The 21,932-nt window shown below is 73.5% G+C and carries 20 protein-coding genes; 13 read left to right on the top strand and 7 right to left on the bottom strand.

What is annotated here, in order from left to right; genetic code table 11:
- Positions 1–83: 83 nt before the first annotated feature.
- The 6 genes from ACZ52J_RS30130 (at position 84) to rny (ending at position 7,212) form a co-directional block, all read left to right on the top strand.
- Positions 84–1,655: a S8 family serine peptidase gene (locus ACZ52J_RS30130; protein WP_465623224.1), complete on the top strand. Its 1,572-nt coding sequence runs from the start codon at positions 84–86 to the stop codon at positions 1,653–1,655.
- 75 nt (positions 1,656–1,730) lie between these two features.
- Positions 1,731–1,925 carry a DUF3046 domain-containing protein gene (locus tag ACZ52J_RS30125; RefSeq protein WP_360505164.1) on the top strand — a complete coding sequence of 65 codons (195 nt, stop codon included), beginning with the start codon at positions 1,731–1,733 and terminating at the stop codon, positions 1,923–1,925.
- Between the two features lie 37 nt (positions 1,926–1,962).
- Positions 1,963–3,225, top strand: coding sequence for an AI-2E family transporter (locus ACZ52J_RS30120; protein ID WP_396289634.1), 1,263 nt, complete (start codon positions 1,963–1,965; stop codon positions 3,223–3,225).
- Between the two features lie 197 nt (positions 3,226–3,422).
- The gene (gene recA, locus ACZ52J_RS30115) at positions 3,423–4,550 is read left to right on the top strand and encodes a recombinase RecA (protein WP_465623222.1); all 1,128 of its coding nucleotides are present in this window, start codon (positions 3,423–3,425) and stop codon (positions 4,548–4,550) included.
- 4 nt (positions 4,551–4,554) lie between these two features.
- The gene (recX, locus tag ACZ52J_RS30110; RefSeq protein WP_465623220.1) at positions 4,555–5,610 is read left to right on the top strand and encodes a recombination regulator RecX; all 1,056 of its coding nucleotides are present in this window, start codon (positions 4,555–4,557) and stop codon (positions 5,608–5,610) included.
- Between the two features lie 132 nt (positions 5,611–5,742).
- Positions 5,743–7,212 carry a ribonuclease Y gene (rny, locus tag ACZ52J_RS30105; RefSeq protein ID WP_465623218.1) on the top strand — a complete coding sequence of 490 codons (1,470 nt, stop codon included), beginning with the start codon at positions 5,743–5,745 and terminating at the stop codon, positions 7,210–7,212.
- A gap of 44 nt (positions 7,213–7,256) precedes the next feature.
- On the opposite strand, the gene ACZ52J_RS30100 is transcribed toward rny, so the two are convergent.
- The 5 genes from ACZ52J_RS30100 to ACZ52J_RS30080 form a co-directional block, all read right to left on the bottom strand.
- Positions 7,257–9,008 (bottom strand): FAD-dependent monooxygenase, encoded by a 1,752-nt coding sequence (locus tag ACZ52J_RS30100; RefSeq protein WP_465623217.1) that lies wholly within the window; start codon positions 9,006–9,008, stop codon positions 7,257–7,259.
- A gap of 122 nt (positions 9,009–9,130) precedes the next feature.
- Positions 9,131–9,979, bottom strand: a complete 849-nt coding sequence (locus ACZ52J_RS30095; protein ID WP_360505172.1) for an amino acid ABC transporter permease — start codon at positions 9,977–9,979, stop codon at positions 9,131–9,133.
- Complete coding sequence (locus ACZ52J_RS30090) at positions 9,976–10,626, bottom strand: amino acid ABC transporter permease (protein WP_360505174.1); 651 nt, start codon at positions 10,624–10,626, stop codon at positions 9,976–9,978. Before ACZ52J_RS30090 ends, ACZ52J_RS30095 begins: the two co-directional genes overlap by 4 nt.
- A gap of 47 nt (positions 10,627–10,673) precedes the next feature.
- Positions 10,674–11,573 (bottom strand): glutamate ABC transporter substrate-binding protein, encoded by a 900-nt coding sequence (locus tag ACZ52J_RS30085; RefSeq protein WP_465623215.1) that lies wholly within the window; start codon positions 11,571–11,573, stop codon positions 10,674–10,676.
- 130 nt (positions 11,574–11,703) lie between these two features.
- Complete coding sequence (locus ACZ52J_RS30080; protein ID WP_465623252.1) at positions 11,704–12,432, bottom strand: amino acid ABC transporter ATP-binding protein; 729 nt, start codon at positions 12,430–12,432, stop codon at positions 11,704–11,706.
- Positions 12,433–12,868: 436 nt separating this feature from the next.
- Here ACZ52J_RS30080 and ACZ52J_RS30075 point away from each other — a divergent pair, with 436 nt between their 5' ends.
- Positions 12,869–13,627, top strand: a complete 759-nt coding sequence (locus ACZ52J_RS30075) for a response regulator transcription factor (RefSeq protein WP_360505180.1) — start codon at positions 12,869–12,871, stop codon at positions 13,625–13,627.
- Between the two features lie 6 nt (positions 13,628–13,633).
- Entirely contained in the window at positions 13,634–15,070 is a 1,437-nt protein-coding gene (locus ACZ52J_RS30070; protein ID WP_465623212.1) for a sensor histidine kinase, read from the top strand.
- 86 nt (positions 15,071–15,156) lie between these two features.
- On the opposite strand, the gene ACZ52J_RS30065 is transcribed toward ACZ52J_RS30070, so the two are convergent.
- Complete coding sequence (locus tag ACZ52J_RS30065) at positions 15,157–16,176, bottom strand: TAXI family TRAP transporter solute-binding subunit (RefSeq protein WP_465623211.1); 1,020 nt, start codon at positions 16,174–16,176, stop codon at positions 15,157–15,159.
- A 95-nt stretch (positions 16,177–16,271) separates the two neighbouring features.
- Here ACZ52J_RS30065 and miaB point away from each other — a divergent pair, with 95 nt between their 5' ends.
- Both miaB and ACZ52J_RS30055 read left to right on the top strand, forming a co-directional pair.
- The gene (miaB, locus tag ACZ52J_RS30060; RefSeq protein ID WP_465623209.1) at positions 16,272–17,771 is read left to right on the top strand and encodes a tRNA (N6-isopentenyl adenosine(37)-C2)-methylthiotransferase MiaB; all 1,500 of its coding nucleotides are present in this window, start codon (positions 16,272–16,274) and stop codon (positions 17,769–17,771) included.
- A gap of 87 nt (positions 17,772–17,858) precedes the next feature.
- Positions 17,859–18,557, top strand: coding sequence for a class III extradiol dioxygenase subunit B-like domain-containing protein (locus ACZ52J_RS30055; protein ID WP_465623207.1), 699 nt, complete (start codon positions 17,859–17,861; stop codon positions 18,555–18,557).
- Positions 18,558–18,573: 16 nt separating this feature from the next.
- On the opposite strand, the gene ACZ52J_RS30050 is transcribed toward ACZ52J_RS30055, so the two are convergent.
- Positions 18,574–18,909, bottom strand: coding sequence for an antitoxin (locus ACZ52J_RS30050; RefSeq protein ID WP_465623206.1), 336 nt, complete (start codon positions 18,907–18,909; stop codon positions 18,574–18,576).
- Between the two features lie 210 nt (positions 18,910–19,119).
- Here ACZ52J_RS30050 and miaA point away from each other — a divergent pair, with 210 nt between their 5' ends.
- The 3 genes from miaA to dapF all read left to right on the top strand — a co-directional run bounded on the left by miaA (position 19,120) and on the right by dapF (position 21,793).
- Positions 19,120–20,064: a tRNA (adenosine(37)-N6)-dimethylallyltransferase MiaA gene (gene miaA / locus ACZ52J_RS30045; RefSeq protein WP_465623204.1), complete on the top strand. Its 945-nt coding sequence runs from the start codon at positions 19,120–19,122 to the stop codon at positions 20,062–20,064.
- Between the two features lie 228 nt (positions 20,065–20,292).
- Complete coding sequence (locus ACZ52J_RS30040; protein WP_360505194.1) at positions 20,293–20,805, top strand: hypothetical protein; 513 nt, start codon at positions 20,293–20,295, stop codon at positions 20,803–20,805.
- A gap of 76 nt (positions 20,806–20,881) precedes the next feature.
- Positions 20,882–21,793: a diaminopimelate epimerase gene (gene dapF / locus ACZ52J_RS30035; protein ID WP_465623202.1), complete on the top strand. Its 912-nt coding sequence runs from the start codon at positions 20,882–20,884 to the stop codon at positions 21,791–21,793.
- Positions 21,794–21,932: the final 139 nt, after the last annotated feature.

The following is a 21,932-nucleotide window of genomic DNA, read 5'->3' as shown; positions in this document are numbered from 1 at the left end:
GAAACGACAATCCGCTCATATGGTGATGATTTGGAAGCATGATCCATCCGTGACCCACCGGACCGACGAGCGGAGACCGTGCGATGGCGCAGGCGCACCCGTCGGACAGGCCCGCCCGCGCCGGCCGGCGCCGCCGGGTCCGCGGACCCGCCCGGGCCCTGCTCGCGATGCTCCTCACGGCGCTCGTGGTGGGCGGGGCCGTCCCGTACGTCTCCGGGCCGGGGCGCCCCTACCTCAGCTACCTGGTGCTGGCCGCGCGGGAGGACGCGTCCGGTGCGGCCCGGGCCGGGGCGGAGAGCCGGGCGGCGGGCGGACAGGTGGTGCAGGAGTACCCGCAGATCGGGGCCGTCCTGGCGTACGCGACCGGAGGGTTCGCGGACAAGGTGCGCACCCGGCCCGGGATCGCCGCCGTCGGTGCGACCCGGACCGCGCCGGTGGTGGCGCCGCCCCGGGCGGTGGACGGGGCCGGGGACTTCACGGCGGGCGCGGGCCGCGGCGAACGCGGGACCGCCGGTGCGGACCGCGCCGGCGCCGACCGGGCGGACAGCGGGACCGCCACCGTGCCCGACCCGGCCGAAGGCGGCGCCTGGAACCTCGCCCTGCTCGGCGCGACCGCGACGCGGGCCGGCGACGCGTCCCCGGCGCCGAACGCGTCCCCGGCGCCGAACGGCGCCCCCGCGAGCGGCGTGCCGGACCCCGGGACGCTGCACCGGGTGCTGGTCGCCGTCCTGGACTCCGGCGTGGACGACACCCACCCGGACCTGCGCGCCGCGGTCGACCCGAAGGCCTCCGCCTCCTGCGCCGACGGCCGGCCCGACGCCCGCACCGGCGCCTGGCGGCCCGACCCCGGGGTGGGCGAGAGCGGCCACGGCACGCACGTCGCCGGGATCGTCGGCGCCGCCCGGGACGGCCGCGGCGTCACCGGGGTCGCGCCCGGCGTGCGGATCGCCGCCGTCCGGCTGCTCGGACCGCTCGGGCAGTACTACGCCGAGAACATCGTCTGCGGGCTGCTCTGGGCCGCCGACCACGGCGCCAAGGCGATCAACAACAGCTACTTCGCCGACCCGTGGAAGTACAACTGCCCCGAGGACCGGGACCAGGCCGCGCTGATCGCCGCCGTCGACCGGGCCGCCGGGTACGCCCGGAGCAAGGGCGCGGTGGTGGTCGCCTCGGCGGGCAACGACGCGCAGGACCTCGGCGCCCCCCGGACCGACGAGCGCAGCCCCAACGACCGGGTCACCGGTCCGGCGCAGACCCGCTACCTGGGCACCGAGTGCGTCCGGCTGCCCGGCGAACTGCCCGGCGTCGTCACCGTCGCCGCCGTGAACCGGGACGGCCACCCGTCCGCCTACTCCAACTACGGGCGCGGCCGGATCTCGCTGGCCGCCCCCGGCGGCGACCCGGACGGTGGACCGCAGAACGCGATCGTCTCCGACTGGCCCGGCGGGCAGTACACGGCGCTGGCCGGCACCTCGATGGCGGCCGCGCACGTGACCGGCGCGATCGCGGTGGCGGCGGCGCTGCACCCCGACCTCGGCTCCGACGCGCTGGCGGCACTGCTCGCGAGCACGGCGGCGGCCGGCTGCCCGCCGGGGCCGTACGCCTGCGGCGATCGACAGTACTTCGGGGCGGGGCTGCTGGCGCTGCCGCGGTGACCCGTGCGGCGAGGCCGGGGGTCCGCGCCGGCGGCGGGCCCGGGTCGCCCGCCGCCGGGCAGGGATACTTGAGCCATGAGGCTGACGGAGTTCTGGCGACGGATGTACGCGCACTTCGGGGAGGCGTACGCGGAGTCGTTCGCGACCGACCACGTGATGACCGAGCTGGGCGGGCGGTCGGTGCGCCAGGCACTGGAGGCGGGCTGGGAGGCCAAGGACGTCTGGCGCGTGGTCTGCGAGACCCAGGGGGTCTCGACGCTGCTGCGCTGAGCGCGGCCCGCCGCCCGGTATGGGACAGACTGTCCGGGTGACAAGCAGCGCAGAGCAGAGGAAATCGGACAGTTCGGTGCGGCCGGCCGACGAGGTACGACCGGCTGACGAGGTACGGGCCGACGGTGAGCGTGCGGGTGGGGGCGGCGGTCTGTGGGGCGGCGGGATGCCGCGCTGGCTGCCCCGGGCGATGGTGCTGTTCCTCGTGCTGGTCGGGCTGTTCCAGCTCGCCGACTGGGCCTTCCGGCAGCTGATCGACCTCTTCGTGATGCTGCTGGTGGCCTTCTTCCTCTCGCTCGCGCTGGAGCCGGCCGTCGACCGGATGGCGGCGCGCGGGGTGCGCCGGGGGGTCGGCACCTTCCTGGTGTTCGTCACGGTCGGGGTCGCGGTGCTCGGCTTCCTCGCGGCGCTCGGCACGCTGCTGGTCGACCAGGTGGCGAAGATCGCCGGGGACCTGCCGCACCTGGTCGACAACCTGATCAACTGGATCAACCGGACCTTCCATCAGGACCTGTCCCTGGGCGAGTTGCAGAAGAAGCTGCTCAAGGACTCCGGCACCATCGAGAACTACGCCCAGCAGGCCGCCGACAACGTCTGGGGCGTCTCCTCCACCGTGATCGGCGGGCTCTTCCAGGCCTTCACGGTCGGGCTGTTCACCTTCTACTTCACCGCCGAGGGCCCACGGGTGCGCCGGACGGTCTGCTCGCTGCTGCCGCCCGCCAAGCAGGGCGAGGTGCTACGGGCCTGGGAGATCGCGCTCGCCAAGACCGGCGGCTACCTCTACTCCCGGGCGCTGCTCGCGGTGGTCTCGGCCGCCGGGCACTGGGTGATGTTCGCGCTGCTCGACCTGCCCTACTCGGCGGCGCTGGCGGTCTGGGTGGGCGTCATGTCGCAGTTCGTGCCGACCATCGGGACGTACCTGGCCGGGGCGCTGCCGGTGCTGGTGGCGCTGACCGTGGAGCCGGTGGACGCGCTCTGGGTGCTGGTCTTCGTGGTGGTCTACCAGCAGGTCGAGAACTACCTGCTGCACCCGAGGATCACCGCGCGGACCGTGGACGTGCACCCGGCGGTGGCCTTCGGCGCGGTGATCGCGGGCGCGGCGCTGCTCGGCGCGGTGGGCGCGCTGATCGCGATCCCGGCGGCGGCGACCCTGCAGGGCTTCGTCGGGACGTACGTGCGGCGGTACGAGGTGGCCACCGATCCCCGGATCGACCGGGGCGAGCAGCGGCGGGCCCGGCGGGAGCTGCGCCGGGAGGCGGCGCGGCGGCTGCGGCGGATGGTCGGCGGGGACGGGAAGTGACGCCGGGGGCGGCGCTCCGGGGGTGACGCCCGGGGCGCCACGGCGCGGACGTGCGAAGCTTGAATCGAACAGATGTTCTTTGTACTCTCCGGCGAAGAGTTTTCCACAGGGCGAGCCGGGTCGGTCTCGTTTGTCAGTGGGACGCGCTAGCGTCGATGACGATGAAGCGCACAGCACAGAACCCGAGGGAAAAAGCCATGGCAGGTACGGACCGCGAGAAGGCCCTTGAGACCGCGCTCGCCCAGATCGAGCGGCAGTTCGGCAAGGGCTCGGTGATGCGTCTCGGTGAGAAGGCCAACGAGCCCATCGAGGTGATCTCCACCGGGTCCACCGCCCTGGACGTCGCCCTCGGGGTCGGCGGCATCCCGCGCGGCCGGGTGGTCGAGATCTACGGCCCCGAGTCCTCCGGCAAGACCACCCTGACGCTGCACCTGGCGGCCAACGCCCAGAAGGCCGGCGGCACGGTCGCCTTCGTCGACGCGGAGCACGCGCTCGACCCGGAGTACGCCAAGAAGCTCGGCGTGGACACCGACGCCCTGCTGGTCAGCCAGCCGGACACCGGTGAGCAGGCCCTGGAGATCACCGACATGCTGATCCGCTCCGGCGCGATCGACCTGGTGATCATCGACTCGGTCGCGGCGCTCGTCCCGCGCGCCGAGATCGAGGGTGAGATGGGTGACTCGCACGTCGGTCTGCAGGCCCGGCTGATGAGCCAGGCGCTGCGCAAGATCGCCGGTGCGCTGAACCAGTCGAACACCACCGCGGTCTTCATCAACCAGCTGCGCGAGAAGATCGGTGTGATGTTCGGCTCGCCGGAGACCACGACCGGTGGCCGGGCGCTGAAGTTCTACGCCTCGGTCCGTCTGGACATCCGCCGGATCGAGACCCTGAAGGACGGCACCGAGGCGGTCGGCAACCGCACCCGCGTCAAGGTGGTCAAGAACAAGGTCGCCGCGCCGTTCAAGCAGGCCGAGTTCGACATCCTCTACGGCGTCGGCATCAGCCGCGAGGGCGGCCTGATCGACATGGGCGTCGAGCACGGCTTCATCCGCAAGTCGGGCGCCTGGTACACCTACGAGGGCGACCAGCTCGGCCAGGGCAAGGAGAACGCCCGCAACTTCCTGCGGGACAACCCGCAGCTCGCGGACGAGATCGAGCGGAAGATCAAGGGCAAGCTCGGCATCGGCCCGAAGAGCGAGGAGCCGGCCGAGGGCGAGGCGGACGCTGCTGCTGCCGTCACCGCCGCCGACGGCGCGGCGAAGCCGATCACCGCGACCGTCGCCAAGACGGCCGCGGCGAAGAAGACCGCGGCGGCCAAGGCCTGAGCCGTTGACGCAGTACGACACGGTGGGCGGCGGCCCGGCGGACCAGGAGGACGACGACTACGGGCCGCCGGACTGGTTCGCCGCGGTCGCGGAGGAGTCGGCGCCCGCGCCGTCGCGTTCCAGCCGGCGGCGGGAGCGTCCGTCCACCGGGCAGTGGACATCCGGCCGGGAGCCGGAGTTCGACCGGGCCCCGGTCCGGGCGGTGCGCGGCGCGGCGCCCGGCCCGGGTCCGGCGGAGGGCCCGGTCGAGGCGCTGGGGCTGGTCTCCGCCTCCGAGCTGCCCACCGGCCGCCGTCGCCGGCGCTCGGCCCTGGCGGCCGAGGAGCCGGGAGCGGGCCTGCCCGCCTCCGCACCGGCGGCCGTGGAGCACGGTCGGGGCGAGGCCGAGGCGGCCGGTCACGGGGGTGTGGCCGCCTCGACCTCCCGTTCCGTCGCCCGTCGGGGCCGGGCCCGGCGCGGGCGTTCCGGCGAGGAGCAGTTCCTCGAGGAGCAGTCCGGCGAGGGGCTGCCAGGCGAGGACGAGGGCGCCGGCCGCACCTCCCGGAAGAAGCAGGCCGAGGAGTCGGCCGATCCGGAGAGCCGCGCCCGGGACATCTGCCTGCGGCTGCTGACCGGTGCCGCCAAGACCCGCAAACAGCTCGCCGACGCCCTGCGCAAGCGGGAGATCCCGGACGAGGTCGCCGACGAGGTGCTCACCCGGCTCGAGGAGGTCGGGCTGATCGACGACGCGGCCTTCGCCGCGGCCTGGGTGGAGTCCCGGCACGCCGTCCGCGGCCTGTCCCGGCGGGCGCTGGCCCAGGAGCTGCGCACCAAGGGGGTGGCCGCCGACCTGGTCGAGCAGGCCGTCGCCCAGCTCGACCACGACGACGAGGCGGAGGCGGCCCGGGCGCTGGTCGAGCGCAAGCTGCGGTCCACCCGGGGGCTGGACCGACAGGTCCGCACCCGGCGGCTGGTCGGGATGCTGGCCCGGCGCGGCTACTCCGAGGGGCTGGCGTTCCGGGTGGTGCGTGCCGCGCTGGACGAGGAGCCGAGTGAACTGTCGGAAACCGCGTGGGAGTAGTGGCAGTTTCGTAGGCTTCTTGGTGCGGACCAGGTCAAGTCTTGACCGTTTCGTGACCCGCGCCTAGCCTCGCCTTCAGTGCCCGGGGCGCCTGCGGACGGCGGCCCGCGCAGGGGACGGGGAGTGGGCGGCATGACGATCTCGGCGGGCGCCGGACCGAGCGGCTCGCTCCTGCTGATCGCCGGTTCGGCCGCCGCCCTCCTGCTGGTGCTCGCGGTGCTCGCCGGGCTGGTCATCGGACGGCTCCGGACGGCCCGGCGCAGCGCGTCGGCCGAGGTCGAGCGGGCCCGGCGGTCGGCCGAGGAGCAGACCGCCCGGCAGCGGGCCGAACTCACCCGCCGCGAGGAGCAGCTGACCGAGGAGCTGCGTAGACTCCGCCGACGGGAGGACGAACTGGCCGAGCGCTCGGCCGAGTTGGAGCGATCCCTGGGCGAGGCCGAGGCGCTGGTGACCCGCCGGGCGGCAGCCCTGGAACGGGCCGCCGGGCTCTCCGCCGGACAGGCCCGCGCCGAACTCCTGCGCGAGGCCGAGGCCTCGGCCCGGCTGGAGGCCGCGGTCACCGTCCGGGAGATCGAACGCGAGGCCAAGGAGGAGGGCGAGCGCCGGGCCCGGTCCATCCTCGCCGGGGCCATCCAGCGGCTGGCGACGGAGCAGACCGCGGAAACCGCCGTCACCGTCTTCCGGCTGCCGAACGAGGACATGAAGGGCCGGATCATCGGCCGTGAGGGCCGCAACATCCGCGCCTTCGAGGCGGTCACCGGGGTGAACCTGATCGTTGACGACACCCCGGAGTCGGTGCAGCTGTCCTGCTTCGACCCGGTCCGCCGGGAGACCGCCCGGCTCACCCTGGAGCAGCTGGTCGAGGACGGCCGGATCCACCCGGCCCGGATCGAGCAGCTCCACGAGCGCAGCCGCGCGGAGGTCGAGCAGTGCTGCGTCCGGGCCGGCGAGGACGCTCTGCTGGACGCCCGGGTCGGCGTGATGCACCCCGAACTCGTCCGTACCCTGGGCTCGTTGCGCTACCGGGCCTCGTACGGGCAGAACGTGCTCGGGCACCTGCTGGAGTCCGCGCACCTGGCCGGGATGATGGCCGTCGAACTCGGCGTCGACCCGGAGCCGGTGCGGCGCGCCGCGCTGCTGCACGACATCGGCAAGGCGCTCACGCACGAGGCCGAGGGCAGCCACGCGGCGGTCGGCGCCGAACTCGCCCGGCGGTACGGCGAGTCGCCGGAGGTGGTGCACGCGATCGCCGCCCATCACAACGAGGTGGAGCCCGACACCGTGACGGCCGTGCTGACCCAGGCCGCGGATGCCTGCTCGGGCGGCCGGCCCGGGGCGCGCAAGGAGTCGCTGGAGCTGTACGTCCGCCGGCTGGCGCGGCTGGAGGAGATCGCGCGCTCGCACGCGGGGGTCGCCGAGGTCTACGCGATGCAGGCCGGCCGCGAGGTGCGGGTGATGGTCCGCCCGGACGCCGTGGACGACCTCGGCGCGGAGCAGCTCGCCCGCGAGGTCGCCCGGCAGGTCTCGGCCGAGCTGACCTACCCGGGGCAGATCCGGGTGACCGTGGTCCGCGAGAGCCGCGCGACGGCGGTGGCGAGCTAGCCCGGACGGGCCGTCCCCGCCCGCGGGGCCGAGTCGGAGGCGCTCTAGCTCGGGGAGTCGACCTGGTGCGGTGCGTGCCGTCCGGCGGGCTCGGGCTCGGGCTCGTGCTCGGGTTCCGGCGCGGGATCCGGGGCCGAGGTGAGCGCGTCCGGGCCGCCGCGGGCGTGGTCGGCGAGGGCGAGGAGGTCCTCGGCGACGGCGCCCTGGGTGACGCCGACCAGGTGGCCGTCGGGGCGGATCAGCAGGACGGTGTGCGGGCCGGCGCCCGGGTAGTCCTCGGCGACCAGGACCTCGGCGGGGACCGGCAGGGCGGCGGCGACCTCGGCGAGCCGGGGCATCAGCCCGGCGCCGAGCCAGTGCTGGGACGACCAGACCGCGGTGCCGGGCGCGACCAGCAGCAGCAGGAAGGTGGCGCCGAGGCGGGCGTGCAGGTGGTCGGGGGTGCCGTCGGCGGTGAGCACCGGCAGGTCCGGGACGAGCACGCCCGGGGCGGTGGCGGGCAGCAGTTCGCTGAGCGAGGTGGAGCCGCGCGAGCCGCGCTGCACCGGGACCCGGGCGGGGACGCCGGAGGGCGCCGCCGGGTAGGCGGGCGCGCCGCCGAAGCGGCCGGTGCCGAGCTGGCCGTCGGCGAGCAGCGGGGCGTGCTTGCGGAAACCGCCGACCAGCAGCGAGCGCCGGGTCTGCTGCCAGCCGCGCAGCGGGCGCAGCAGCGGCATGGACTGGTCGACCGCGCGCAGCCGGGCGCCGACCGCGCCGCGCCGTTCGGCCTCGTAGCCGTCCAGCAGGGAGCCGCCGGGCTGCGGGCCGCCGGAGTGGAGGTGCCAGGCGAGGGCGAGCCGCCAGGCGAGGTTGTCGGCGTCGCGCAGCCCGTCCGCGAGGTTCTGCATGCCGAGCGCGCCGTGCAGGTGGGCGGCGTCGCCGGCGAGGAAGCAGCGGCCGACCCGGAACCGGGCGGCGAGGCGCTGCTGGGCGGTGTGGTCGGCGGCGGCGAGCAGCTCGAAGCGGGGCAGTTCGCCGCACCAGCCGGTGAGGGTGGCGGTGACCCGGGTGAGCAGGGTGTCGCCGGTGACGATGCCCGGCCAGGTGGCGTGCGGGTCGACCGTCTCGGTGGGGGCGGGGCGGCCGGGGGGCAGCCGCCAGTCGAGCCGCCAGACGCCGTCCGGCAGTGGACGGGCGGAGGCCTCGCGGTCGCCGCGCCACGGGGGCTCGCGGTGCAGCCGGGCGCCGTCGAAGGGCAGGTCGACCCGGACGGTGGCGATGGCGTTGCGGTCGACTGCCGGGCGGCCGGGGAAGCGGATCTTCAGGAACCTGCGGACGGCGGATCTCGCGCCGTCGCAGCCGACCAGGTGGCTGCCGCGCCACCAGGTGGTGGCACCGCTCTGGGTGCCCACGGTGCGGATGCTGACGCCGTCCCGGTCCTGTTCGAGTTCGACGACCCGGTGGAGCGGGACCAGCTTGATCAGCGGGGTGCCGGTCAGGGCGTCGCGCAGGCCGCGCTGGAGGCGGTGCTGGGGGAGGTGGAAGGTGGGCGAGTCGGTGAGGTCGATCCGCAGCACCTCCTGGCGGCGCCGCCAGATGCCGAAGGAGTCCCACAGGGCGGAGTCGGAGACCGCCCGCGGGTAGCCGATCCGGGTCAGGAAGGCGGCGGTGTCGGCGCCGATGACGAGGCTGCGCGGGCCTTCGGGGCAGAGCCCGGAACCCTCGTCCAGGACGATGGTCGGCACCTCGTGCCGGGCCAGGGCGAGGGCCAGGGCCAGACCGACCGGTCCGGCCCCGACCACGATCACCGGGTCCATGAGCGGACCTCCGGGCACGAACCGGCCGATCGGCCGGCGTCAGTTACCGCTGCCGCATATGCCGCGTGGATGCTCCCGGGAGGTGTCACGAAGAGCAATGCAACAGTTCACCTGCGTGTCCGTCAAGCAGCAGCTGAAGTGCGCCGGTTCGCGCCGCGACGGCCGCGTGCTTCGATCCAGCGCGCGAGCGCGGTCAGCAGCAGGCACAGGGCGATGTAGATCGGGCCGATCACGAGCACCACGGGGATGTAGGGGAACCCGGCGGCGTTCAGCGGCTGGCTGGCGATCGCCTTACCGACGAACAGCAGCTCGTTGTAGGTGATGATGAAGCCGAGCGAGGTGTCCTTGAGGGTGACGACCAGCTGGCCGATCATCGAGGGCAGCATCGAGCGGACGGCCTGCGGCACCAGGATGGACATCATCACCTGGGTCTTGCGCATGCCGAGCCCGTACGCCGCCTCGGCCTGGCCGCGCGGGACGGCGTTGACGCCACTGCGGATGATCTCGGCCTGGACCGCCCCGTTGTAGAGGGTGAGACCGAGCACCAGGGCCCACATCGGCTGCTGGGCGAAGAAGGCGTAGTAGAGCGCGACGATCAGGATCAGCAGCGGCATCGCCCGGAAGAACTGGACGATGCCGGCACAGAGCCAGCGGACCGGCTTGCGGTCGGAGAGCTGACCGGCCGCCAGCAGGGCACCGAGGATGAGCGAGAACGCCGCCGCCAGGCCGAAGGCCTTCAGGGTGGAGAGCAGGCCGTCCAGGATGCGCTGCTGGACGGTGTTGTACTGGAACGCGTCCCACAGGTCCGCGTCGAACTGGCCGTTGTCGGCGAGCGTGGTGACGACGTACCAGAGGAGGGCGGCGACGCCGATCAGGGAGAGGACGCCGAACAGCCGGTAGCGGGCGCGGGCCTTGGGCCCGGGGGTGTCGTAGAGGACGCTCGCCGTCACCGGGCGCTGGAAGATGCTCATCGGGCCACCGCCAGTCGGGTTTCCAGGAAGCGGAAGAGCGTGGCGATCGTCGCGCTGATCAGCAGGTAGGCGCAGGCCACCCAGAAGAAGATCGAGAAGATCGAGTAGCCGCGCTCGGAGAAGGTCTGCTGGACGCTGTACAGCTCGCTGACGCTGAACGCGCCGGCGATCGCCGAGTTCCTCGGCAGCGCGATGAACACGCTGCTCATCGGGCCCAGGACGGTGCGGGCGGCCTGCGGCAGGATGACCAGGGTGAGGGTCTGGCCGAAGGTCATGCCGAGGCTGCGGGCGGCCTCCGCCTGGCCGAGCGGCACGGTGTTGATGCCGGAGCGGATCACCTCGCAGACGAACGAGGCGGTGTACCCGCCGAGCGCCAGCACCGCGAACGCCAGGTGGCTGAAGTGCACGCCGAGCGGCGGCAGGCCGAAGGTGACGGCGAAGAACAGCAGGGTCAGCGGGGTGTTGCGGAAGAGCGTCACCCAGGTGGTGCCGAAGGCGCGCAGGACCGGCACCGGGGAGACCCGGAAGGCCGCCAGCAGGGTGCCCAGCAGCAGGGCGAGCAGGGCGCTGAGGGCGCTCAGCTCGATCGTCTGCAGGAAGCCGTCGCGGAACAACGCGAAGTTGTCGTCGTCGAACAGGAACCCCATCCGGCGGCCCTCCTCTCAATAACGGTCAGGGATGTGCGGTGGGCGGGTCAGTAGCGCTCGAGGGCCGGGACGTCGGGCGCCGGGGAGCCGGAGGCGCCCAGGGTCGCGTCGTAGGCCTTCTTCCAGTCGCCGTTGTCCTCGTGGGCCTTCAGGGCGTCGCTGATCGCGTCCCGCAGCGTCTTGTCGTCCTTGTTGAGGCCGACGCCGTAGTTCTCCTTGGTGAAGGGCTTGCCGACGACCTTGAGCTTGCCGGTGTACTTGGAGGCGTAGCCCTTGAGGATGGCGTCGTCGGTGGTGACGGCGTCGACCTCGCCGGAGAGGAGCTTCTCGACGCAGGCCGAGTAGGTGTCGAACTGGGTGATCTTCGGGTTGTACTGCTGGATGTTCTTGATCGAGGTCGAGCCGGTGGCGGTGCAGACGTTCTTGCCGCCCACGCTCTCCGGACCGGTGATCGAGGTGTTGTCCTGCTTCACCAGCAGGTCCTGGCCGGCGATGTAGTACGGGCCGGCGAAGGAGACGGTCTTCTTGCGCTCGTCGTTGATGCTGTACGTGCCGACGTAGAAGTCGATCTGGCCCTTGGCGATGGCCGGCTCGCGCTGCGAGGAGACCAGGGTCTGCCACTTGATCTGCTGCGGGGTGAAGCCGAGGTCGGCGGCGATCATCTTGGCGACCTCGATGTCGAAGCCGCTGCGGTCGCCGCTGGAGACGTCCTCCCAGCCGAGGTTCGGCTGGTCGGCCTTGGCGCCGATGATCAGCTGGCCGCGCTTCTTGGCCTCGGCGATGATCGGGGAGTCGATCTTGGCGTCGGTCTTGACCGTGTAGGTCGGCAGCTTCGGGGCGTCGCTCGCGGTGGCGGCGGCGCCGGGGGTGCCGTCCTTGCCGCAGGCGGCGGTGGCGGTGAGCGCGACGGCAACGAGCGCGACGGCGAGGGTGCGGGAAGTCCTCATGAGGGTTGGTCTCCTGGGGCTGGGCCGCGGTGTCAACCGGGCTCTGGCGTCTGGAAGTCGTGCACGGGCAGGGCCGATCGGCTCCGTTGCCGGAGGCTGCCCCGCGTGGGCTCGAAGCGTCGGTGAAGCGTCAGTGGTGCAGGATCTTCGAGAGGAAGTCCTTGGCGCGGTCGGAGCGCGGGGCGGTGAAGAAGGCGTCCGGGGTGTTCTGCTCGACGATCTTGCCGTCGGCCATGAACAGCACGCGGTTGGCGGCGGAGCGGGCGAAGCCCATCTCGTGGGTGACCACGACCATCGTCATGCCGTCCGCGGCCAGCTGGCGCATGACCTCCAGCACCTCGTTGACCATCTCCGGGTCGAGCGCCGACGTGGGCTCGTCGAAGAGCATCACCTTGGGCTTCATGGCCAGCGCCCGGGCGATCGCCACGCGCTGCTGCTGGCCGCCGGAGAGCTGGGCCGGGAACTTGTCGGCCTGCGCGCCGACGCCGACGCGCTCCAGCAGCTCCCGGGCGGTCTTCTCGGCCTCCGGGCGGGGCACCTTGCGCACCTTGACCTGGCCGATGACCACGTTCTCCAGCACGGTCTTGTGCGCGAACAGGTTGAAGCTCTGGAACACCATGCCGACCTCGGCGCGCAGCCGGGCCAGCTCCTTGCCCTCGGCGGGCAGCGGCCGGCCGTCGATGGTGATCGTGCCGGAGTCGATGGCCTCCAGCCGGTTGATCGTCCGGCAGAGCGTGGACTTGCCCGAACCGGACGGGCCGATCAGCACGACCACCTCGCCCTGGGCGATCGTGAGGTCGATGTCCTGCAGGACGTGCAGCGCGCCGTAGTGCTTGTTGACGCCGCTCAGCGCGACCAGCGGGGCGGCTGCGGGGGTGGAGTCCTGGACCGGGCTCTCGGTCATCGCGCCTGCTCCCTCTGTATCGAATAGTGCCAACCCGAGAAGTCTCAACTCCCTTGGGGGGCAATGGTGGTGCAAATCCGGGAGCCGCGACCGGCGGAGCCGCAGCCCCCGGTGGGCCGACCATAGGAGGCGTGACCACGCGCCGTCAGCCGATCTGAGCGGAACTTGAGGATCACGAAAAGGACACACGGTGGGTACGAGCTGTTCGCGAGGGCGCCGACGGGGCATGTCACAGCGGGAATCCGCACCGGCGCTGCCCGTCCCCCACGAGCCCGGTGTGCGGTCGAACCTGGCGCCGGGCCGCCCGCTGGCCCATACTGCGCAGGACCGGGACCTGACCGATCGGTCCGGCGATCACCGGTGATCACGTGGGGGAAGGAGGAGAAACAGGATGCGACTGCTGCTCGTCGAGGACGACGAACGCGTGGCCGCCGCGCTGGTCGCGGTGCTGGGCCGGCACGGCTTCCAGGTCCGGCACGCCCGCAGCGGGCACGAGGCGCTGGACGCCCTGGTGCCGGACGGCAACGAGCCGTACCGGGTGGTGCTGCTCGACCTCGGGCTGCCCGACCGCGACGGCTTCGAGGTGTGCAGCCGGATCAGGGCCGGCAGCGGCGTGCCGGTGATCATGGTCACCGCCCGCGCCGACGTCCGCTCCCGGATCCACGGCCTCAACCTCGGCGCCGACGACTACGTCACCAAGCCGTACGACATGGGCGAGCTGCTCGCCCGCATCCACGCGGTGGCCCGCCGCGGCGCAGCCCCCTCCTCGGTGTCGGTGCCCGCGCCCGACACCGTGCCGCAGCAGCGCGGCCCGCTGGAGTCCCGCGGCATCCTGATCGACCGGGAACGCCGCCGGGTCAGCGTGGACGGCCGCGACGTGCCGCTCACCCGCAAGGAGTTCGACCTGCTCGCCCTGCTCGCGCAGAGCCCGGGCGTGGTCTACCGGCGCGAGCAGATATTCAGCGAGGTCTGGCGCAGCGGCTGGGAGGGCAACGGGCGCACCCTGGAGGTGCACATCGGCTCGCTGCGCAACAAGCTCGCACTGCCCGGGCTGGTCGAGGCCGTCCGCGGCGTCGGCTACCGCCTGATCCCCGAGTCCCCGGCGCCCGCCGCGGCGGACCCGGCCCCGAACACCCCCGCGGAGCACTGACCGCACGTGCGCACCCGCCTGCTCGGCATCCTGATCGCCCTCATGCTCTGCGTCCTGGCCGCCCTGGGGCTGCCGCTCGCGGCGGCGGTCGCGGCGGCCGAGCAGACCACGGTCGTCGTCGACCGGCTCGACGACGCCGCCCGCTTCGCCCAGGACCTGCCCACCTCCGGCGCCGCCGACTCCGCGCGCAAGGGCGACCCGGAACCCGCCCCCGGGGACCTCAGCCGGCAGCACTCGATCGACGCCGAGGTCCGCCGCTACTACGACCTGTACGGCGTGCGCCTGGGCATCTTCCAGCGCGACGGCCTGCCGATCGCCGCCGCCCCCGAGACCTGGCGGGTGCCCTCGGCCGGCTGGGGCGCCCAGGCCTTCCAGGAGGCGCTGGACGGGCGGCGCAGCCACAACCCACCGCAGGTCTGGCCGTGGACGCCGGACCGGACGATCACCGTGGCCGCCCCGGTGGTGCGCGACGGCGACGTGGTCGCGGTGGTGCTGAGCGAGTCCCCCACCGGGGGGCTGCGCACCCGGGTGCTGCACAAGTGGCTGGTGCTGGTCGCGGGCGAGGCCGCCGCGATGATCGTCGCCGTGCTGCTGGCCGTCCGGCTCACCGAGTGGGTGCTGCGCCCGGTGCGCACCCTGGACCGGGCCACCCACGACATCGCCACCGGCCGGATGGCCGCCCGGGTCGCCCCCGGCGGCGGACCGCCCGAACTGCAGCGGCTGGCGCGCTCGTTCAACGAGATGGCCGACCACGTGGTGCTCGCGATGGACCAGCAGAAGGCCTTCGTCGCGGACGCCTCGCACCAGCTGCGCAACCCGCTCTCGGCACTGCTCCTGCGGGTCGAGGTGCTCGGCCTGGAACTGCCCGAGGGCCACGAGGAGGAGCTCAGCGGCGTACGGGAGGAGGGCACCCGGCTGGCCCGGGTGCTGGACGACCTGCTGGGGCTGGCCACCGCCGAGCACGCCCGCCCGGAGCCGGAGCGCACCGACCTCGCCCAGCTCACCCTGGCCCGGGTGGACGCCTGGCGGCCGGTCGCCGAGCAGCGCGGGATCGGGCTGCGCTGGGACGGCCCGGCGCTGGCGGTCGGCATGGCGGACCCGATCGGCTTCGGTTCGGCCCTGGACGCCGTGGTGGACAACGCGCTGAAGTTCGGCCCGGCCGGCAGCGAGGTGCGGCTGCGGGTCGCGGTCCGCCGGGACGAGGTCGCGGTCACCGTCACCGATGCCGGGCCCGGCCTCGCCGCGGACGAGCTGTCCCGGGCCGGGGACCGGTTCTGGCGCAGCCCGCGGCACCAGAACGTGGACGGCTCCGGGCTGGGCCTGTCCATCGCCCGCACCCTGCTGGCGGCCGGCGGCGGCTCGCTGGGCTTCGCACCGGTCAAGCCGACCGGGCTCGCGGTGACGCTGGCGGTGCCGCGGCCGGAGAATCCGGAGAAGAAGTAGCCGGGCCCCGACGGCGGCCCGGTGCTGTCCGGGCTGGGGCGCAGGGTTTCACGGAGCGATGGCTCAGGGCTTCACCGAGCGGTGGGTCAGGGCTTCACGGAGCGGTAGTAGCGCGCCGCGCCCGTGTGCAGCGGGAGCGGGTCGGTGTAGACGGCGGTGCGCAGGTCGACCAGTTGGGCGGCGTGCACCTGGGCGCCGATCCGGTCGCGGCTGTCGATCACCGCGCGGGTCATGCCCTCGACCAGGTCCGCGTCCACGTCGTCCCGGGTGATCAGCAGGTTGGGCACGGCCACCGTGGCGACCGCGTCCTTGGGCTCGGCGTTCGGGTAGGTGTTCTTGGGCATGGTGGCCGCCCGGTAGGCGTCGGTGCCGCCGCCCTCGGCCTTGTGCAGGGCCTCGGACAGGTCGCCCAGCGGCACGACCCGGATCGGGACGTGGTCGGAAAGGTCGGTGAGCGCGCTGGTGGGCAGGCCGCCGGACCAGAAGAAGGCATCCAACCGGCCCGCGCGCAGGTCGTCGGCGGCCTCGCCGACCCCGGCCGGCACCGGCACGATGTCGCGCTCCGGGTCCAGCCCGGCCGCGGCCAGCAGCCGCTTGGTCACCAGGTTCACCCCGGACTGCGGCAGGCCGACGCCGACCCGCAGGCCCTTGAGGTCGGCGGTGCGGCGCACCGGGGAGGAGGCCGGGACGATCAGCTGCAGGTAGTCGTCGTAGAGCCGGGCGATCGCCCGCAGCCGGTCCTTGCCGGGGCCCTGGTAGTCGGCGACCGCGTCGGCGGTGGCGATCGCGAAGGTGTCCCGGCCGGTGATCACCCGGGTGAGGTTGTCTATCGAGCCCTCGGTGTTGTCCAGGGCCAGCCGCACCCCCGGCATCGTCCGGGAGACGTGCTCCTGCAGCAGCTGCCCGTACCGGTCGTAGACGCCGCGCTGCACGCCAGTGGCGAAGCGGACCTCCCCGCGCGGGTACCCGGGCGAGCGGCCCGCCGACAGCCACCAGCCGCCGAAGCCGGCGACGAGCAGCACCAGCACCAGCACCGTCCGCCACAGTGGGCTGCGGGCCGCGGTGCGGACGGCGGCGCCGAGACGGGACGGGGTGGTGGGGGTCATGCAGGGATACTGCCAGGCGCTCCGGCGGAACGGGAGTGGAACGGAACGGGGAAGCGTCGGGAAAAGCGCTTCGCGGCTGCCCGTACCCTGGTCTGGTGAGCGGTGAGAGCGGATTGAAGAGCTACAAGGTCGTCACGCACGGCTGTCAGATGAACGTCCACGACTCCGAGCGGCTGTCCGGGCTGCTGGAGGAGGCGGGCTACGTCAAGGCCGGGGCCGAGGGCGACCCGGACCTGGTGGTGTTCAACACCTGCGCGGTGCGCGAGAACGCCGACAACAAGCTGTACGGCAACCTCGGCCAGCTGGCGCCGGTCAAGAGCCGCCACAAGGGCATGCAGATCGCCGTCGGCGGCTGCCTGGCCCAGAAGGACCGCGACACCATCGTCCAGCGCGCCCCCTGGGTCGACGTGGTGTTCGGCACCCACAACATCGGGCACCTCCCGGCGCTCCTGGAGCGGGCCGCGATCGAGCGGAAGGCCCAGGTCGAGATCCTGGAGTCGCTGGAGACCTTCCCCTCCACCCTGCCGACCCGCCGCGACTCCGCGTACGCCGCCTGGGTCTCGATCTCGGTCGGCTGCAACAACACCTGCACCTTCTGCATCGTCCCCGCGCTGCGCGGCAAGGAGGAGGACCGCCGCCCCGGCGACGTCCTCGCCGAGATCGAGGCGCTGGTGGACGAGGGCGTCATCGAGGTGACCCTGCTCGGCCAGAACGTCAACGCCTACGGCTCCGACCTGGGCGACCGCGAGGCCTTCTCCAAGCTGCTGCGCGCCGCCGGCCAGATCGAGGGCCTGGAGCGGATCCGCTTCACCTCGCCGCACCCGCGCGACTTCACCGACGACGTGATCGCCGCGATGGCCGAGACCCCGACCGTGATGCACCAGCTGCACATGCCGCTGCAGTCCGGCTCGGACCGCGTGCTCAAGGCGATGCGCCGCTCCTACCGGCAGGAGCGCTTCCTCGGGATCATCGAGAAGGTCCGCGCGGCGATGCCCGACGCGGCGATCTCCACCGACATCATCGTGGGCTTCCCCGGCGAGACCGAGGAGGACTTCGAGGAGACGATGCACACCGTCCGCGAGGCCCGCTTCACCAACGCCTTCACCTTCCAGTACTCCAAGCGCCCCGGGACCCCGGCCGCCGAGATGGCGGACCAGGTGCCGAAGGAGGTCGTGCAGGCCCGCTACGACCGGCTGATCGCCCTCCAGGAGGAGATCTCCTGGGAGGAGAACAAGAAGCAGGTCGGCCGTGTCCTGGAGATCCTGGTCGCCGAGGGCGAGGGCAAGAAGGACGACCGGACCCGGCGGCTCTCCGGCCGCGCCCCCGACAACCGGCTCGTGCACTTCTCCAAGCCCGAGGAGCCGGTGCGCCCGGGTGACATGGTGACCGTCGAGATCACCTACGCCGCCCCGCACCACCTGCTCGCCGAGGGCCCGGCGCTCGCGGTGCGCCGCACCCGGGCCGGCGACGCCTGGGAGAAGCGCCAGGCCAAGCCCGCCGCGCCGGCCGGCGTGATGCTCGGCCTGCCGTCCATCGGCGCCCCGGCCGCGCTGCCCCTGGCCGCGCCGGCGGGCGGGGCCTGCTGCGGCGACTGACCCGCGCGCATTCCGGACGGCCCGGTGGGAGCTTCGGCTCCCGCCGGGCCGTCCGGCTTCCGGGCGACAGGCTCTAAAGTGATCCACATGCTGGTTGCCGCCGCCGTGTGCCCCTGTCCGCCGCTGCTCGTCCCGGAGGTCGCCGCCGGGGCGGCCGCCGAGCTGGACGCGCTGCGCGTCGCCTGCGACGAGGCGCTGGCGGCGCTGGTCGCGGCCGGTCCGCAGCTGGTCGTGGTGGTCGGCACCGGGCCGAAGGCCGAGGTGTGGACCGAGGGCGGGGCCGGCTCCTTCCACCGCTACGGGGTGCCGCTGATCGCCAAGCTGCCCGGCGACCGGGTCGAGGGGCCGGAGCTGGCGCCCTCGCTGACCGTCGGCGCCTGGCTACTGGAGCGCGCCGGGGTGACCCTGCCCACGCACGCGTGCGCGGTGCCCGCCGACGCCCCGGCCGACCGGATGCTCGGCCTCGGCCAGGGCCTGGCCGGGCTCGCCGACCGGGTCGCCCTGCTGGTGCTCGGCGACGGCAGCGCCTGCCGGTCGGTGAAGGCGCCCGGCTACCTGGACGAGCGGGCCGAGGGCTTCGACGCGGCGCTGGCCGCCGCCCTGGGCTCGGCCGACCTGCCGGCCCTGGCCGCGCTGGACACCGGCGTGGCCGCGGAACTCAAGGCCGAGGGCCGGGCGCCCTGGCAGGTGCTGGCCGGCGCCGCTGAGGGCGCCGGCCTCACCGGGCGACTGGACTACCAGGACGCGCCGTACGGGGTCGGGTACTTCGTGGCGTCCTGGTCCTAGGACAGGACCCGGCGGGTCAGGACTGCGGGGGCTGCGGCGACGGCGGCGACGGCGGGGACTGCGGGGGCTGCGGCGACGGCGGCGACGGCGGGGACTGCGGGGACTGCGGCGACGGCGGGGGCCGGCCCTCGTCGCCCGGCTTCGGCTTGTGGGCGAAGTCGCCGACCGCGTCCTTGGCCTTGTCGGCGCCGTGCTCGATCTTGTCGCTGTACTTGCCCTTGGTCGCCTTGTCGATCGCGCCGCCGGCCTTGTCCACGATGTGATCGATCTGGTCGCTGTGCTTGCCGGCCAGTTCGCTGGCCTTCTCCTTGAGCTCCTCGGCCTTGCCCTTGAGGTTGTCCATCAGACCCATGGCGGTCTCACCCTTCCCTGTCGTCCGTCCATCCCCGTCCCCTGCACAACGTCCGTACCCGGGGAAGCGTTCGCAAACCGGGCGCCAACTGGGGAAACGGTCGGAAACGGACTCGGGGACAGTCATATCGTCGCGCAGCGGCGGGCGAGCGGCAGCCCGGTGCGCGGGTGAGGCGGTCTCGCGAAAACGGAGCAGTGCGAAACTGGAACGGTGAGCAGCCTCCGTACCCCGCGCGTCATCTCGATCGTCGGCGCGACCGCCGCCGGCAAGTCCGATCTGGCCGTCGCCATCGCCCGCAGCCTCGACGGCGAGGTGATCAACACCGACTCGATGCAGCTGTACCGGGGCATGGACATCGGCACCGCCAAGCTCACCATGGCCGAGCGCGGGGGAGTACCGCACCACCTGATGGACGTCTGGGACGTCACCGAGGCCGCCAGCGTGGCCGAGTACCAGCGGCTGGCCCGCGCCGAGATCGACCGGCTGCTCGCCGCCGGGCGCACCCCCGTCCTGGTCGGCGGCTCCGGGCTGTACGTCCGGGCCGCGATCGACGAGATGGAGTTCCCCGGCACCGACCCGGCGGTCCGGGCCCGGCTGGAGGCCGAGCTGGAGGCGGCCGGCCCGGACGCGCTGCACCGCCGGCTGGCCGAGCTGGACCCGGCCGCCGCCGAGGCGATCCTCACCGGCAACGGGCGGCGGATCGTCCGGGCGCTGGAGGTCATCGAGATCACCGGGCAGCCGTTCACCGCCAACCTGCCGAGCAACACCGCCGTGTACGAGGCGGTGCAGATCGGCGTCGCCGTGCCGCGCCCCGAGCTGGACGAACGGATCGCGCTGCGGGTCGACCGGATGTGGGCGGCCGGACTGCCGGACGAGGTGCGGGCGCTGGAGAAGGTCGGGCTGCGGGAGGGGAAGACCGCCTCCCGGGCGCTCGGCTACCAGCAGGTGCTCGACCACTTCGCCGGCGAGTGCACCGAGGACGAGGCGCGGGCCGAGACCGTCCGGGCGACCAAACGATTCGCCCGCCGCCAGGAGTCCTGGTTCCGCCGGGACGACCGGATCAACTGGCTCTCCCGACCGGCCGGCACCGACCCCGTCGAGCTGCTGGAACACTCCCTCGAACTGATCGACCGTCAGGGGGTTCCGGCCGCGTAGGACGGGTTCCGGCCAATTCGGCGGTGCACCTGCGCGCGCAGGCGACCGTGCAGGACGAACCGGCGGTCACGGCCCGATCACGTGATGGCCACGGATCACCCGTCGACCCCGGTCAGGCCCCGGAACGCCTCCCTGGACATGCCATCATCGAAGCCATAGGAGTCGGCCGAACGGGCCGACCGTGCCCGACCGCGAGTCCGCTCGTGTCGAACTGTCAGGGGAGGCCGCGTGTCGACGGGTACCGGCCCCGAACCCGGCCAGAGCGGAAGCGTCACCGCGCCGGCCGAGGAGTTCGACGAGTCGACGATGGGTGACCTCCCCGTGCTGACCGGACTGGAGACGCCCACCTCGTACGCGGTCGCGCTGCCCGCCCTGGACACCCGTACCCCGCCCGGCGGTGCGGTGCACGAGCGGGAGATCCGCCCGCGGCGCCGGCTGCGCTGGTGGCAGACGCTGCCGATCGCCCTGCTGGGCACCCTCGGCTCGCTGATGTTCGCCTTCCCGCTCGCCTTCGGCTCGGCCGGGGCGCGCGCCACCATGGTCGGGATGCTCGGGCTGCTGCTCACCGCCGCCTCGGTCGGCTGGGGCGCGATGGCCGCCCGGCACGCGGGCTACAAGTGGCCGGGACTGCCGCGCCGGGGCTCCGGGCAGCGGGCCGGCTGGAAGGCGATCGTGCTGTACACCGTGATCGCGCTGGCCGCCTGCGCGCTCGCGGTCTGGCGGGTCGCCTACCTGCGCTGAGGCCGGGCTCACGGCCTCCGCCCCCCGCTCTCCCCGCCCCGGAGGCGAGCCGGCGAGTATCAGTACCATCGGAGGGGTGAGCGCATCCTCTCCTCAGCAGGGCGGCATCCCCTTCTTCAAGGGGCACGGCACCCAGAACGACTTCGTCATCGTCCCGGACCCGGACGGCGCGCTGGAGATCGGCCCCGAGGCCGTCGCCGCGCTGTGCGACCGGCGGGCCGGCATCGGCGGGGACGGGCTGCTGCGCGTGGTGCGCTCGGCCGCCGACCCGGCATCGGCGGGGATGGCCGACCGGGCCGAGTGGTTCATGGACTACCGCAACTCCGACGGCAGCATCGCCGAGATGTGCGGCAACGGCCTGCGGGTCTTCGCCCGCTTCCTGGTCGAGGCGGGTCTGGCCAAGCCCGGCGAGCTGGCCGTCGCCACCCGCTCCGGGGTGCTCACCGCGACGGTCGCCGAGGACGCCGAGGACGGCACGCCCGGCGACGTCACCATCGACATGGGCCGCGCCCGGCTGCCCGGGCCGGACGGCATCGAGGTCACGGTCGGCGAGCGGCGCTGGCCGGCGCTGAACGTCAACATGGGCAACCCGCACGCGGTGGCCTTCGTGGAGAGCCTGGACCATGCCGGCGAGCTGTTCGCCGCGCCGCTCACCAGCCCCGAGGGTGCCTACCCCGAGGGCGTCAACGTCGAGTTCGTGGTGGACCGCGGGCCGCGGCACGTCGCGATGCGGGTGCACGAGCGCGGCTCGGGCGAGACCCGCTCCTGCGGCACCGGCGCCTGCGCCGTCGCGGTGGCCGCCATCCGCCGGGACGGCGCCGACCCGGCGGTCACCGGCGAGGCCGTCGCGTACACCGTGGACGTGCTGGGCGGCCGGCTGGTCATCACCGAGCACCCGGACGGCCGGGTGGAGATGACCGGGCCGGCGGTGATCGTGGCCGAGGGGCGGCTGGACGCGCGCTGGTGGGAGTCCGCCCGCCGGAGCTGACGGCCCGGTTTGCCCAATTCGTGCGGTGACGAATCCCCCCGATCGGGTGATACCGGTCGCGGACGGGAATCACGGCGTCGCGGAACGTGCTCTGCTCGGTAGCATGGACCACCGGGTCGATCACCCCTGGGAGGGGCAG

The sequence above is a fragment of the Kitasatospora sp. NPDC034035 genome, assembly GCF_055575755.1.
The sequence above is the reverse complement of the archived record's forward strand: the minus strand, read 5'-3'. Positions and strand labels throughout refer to the sequence as shown.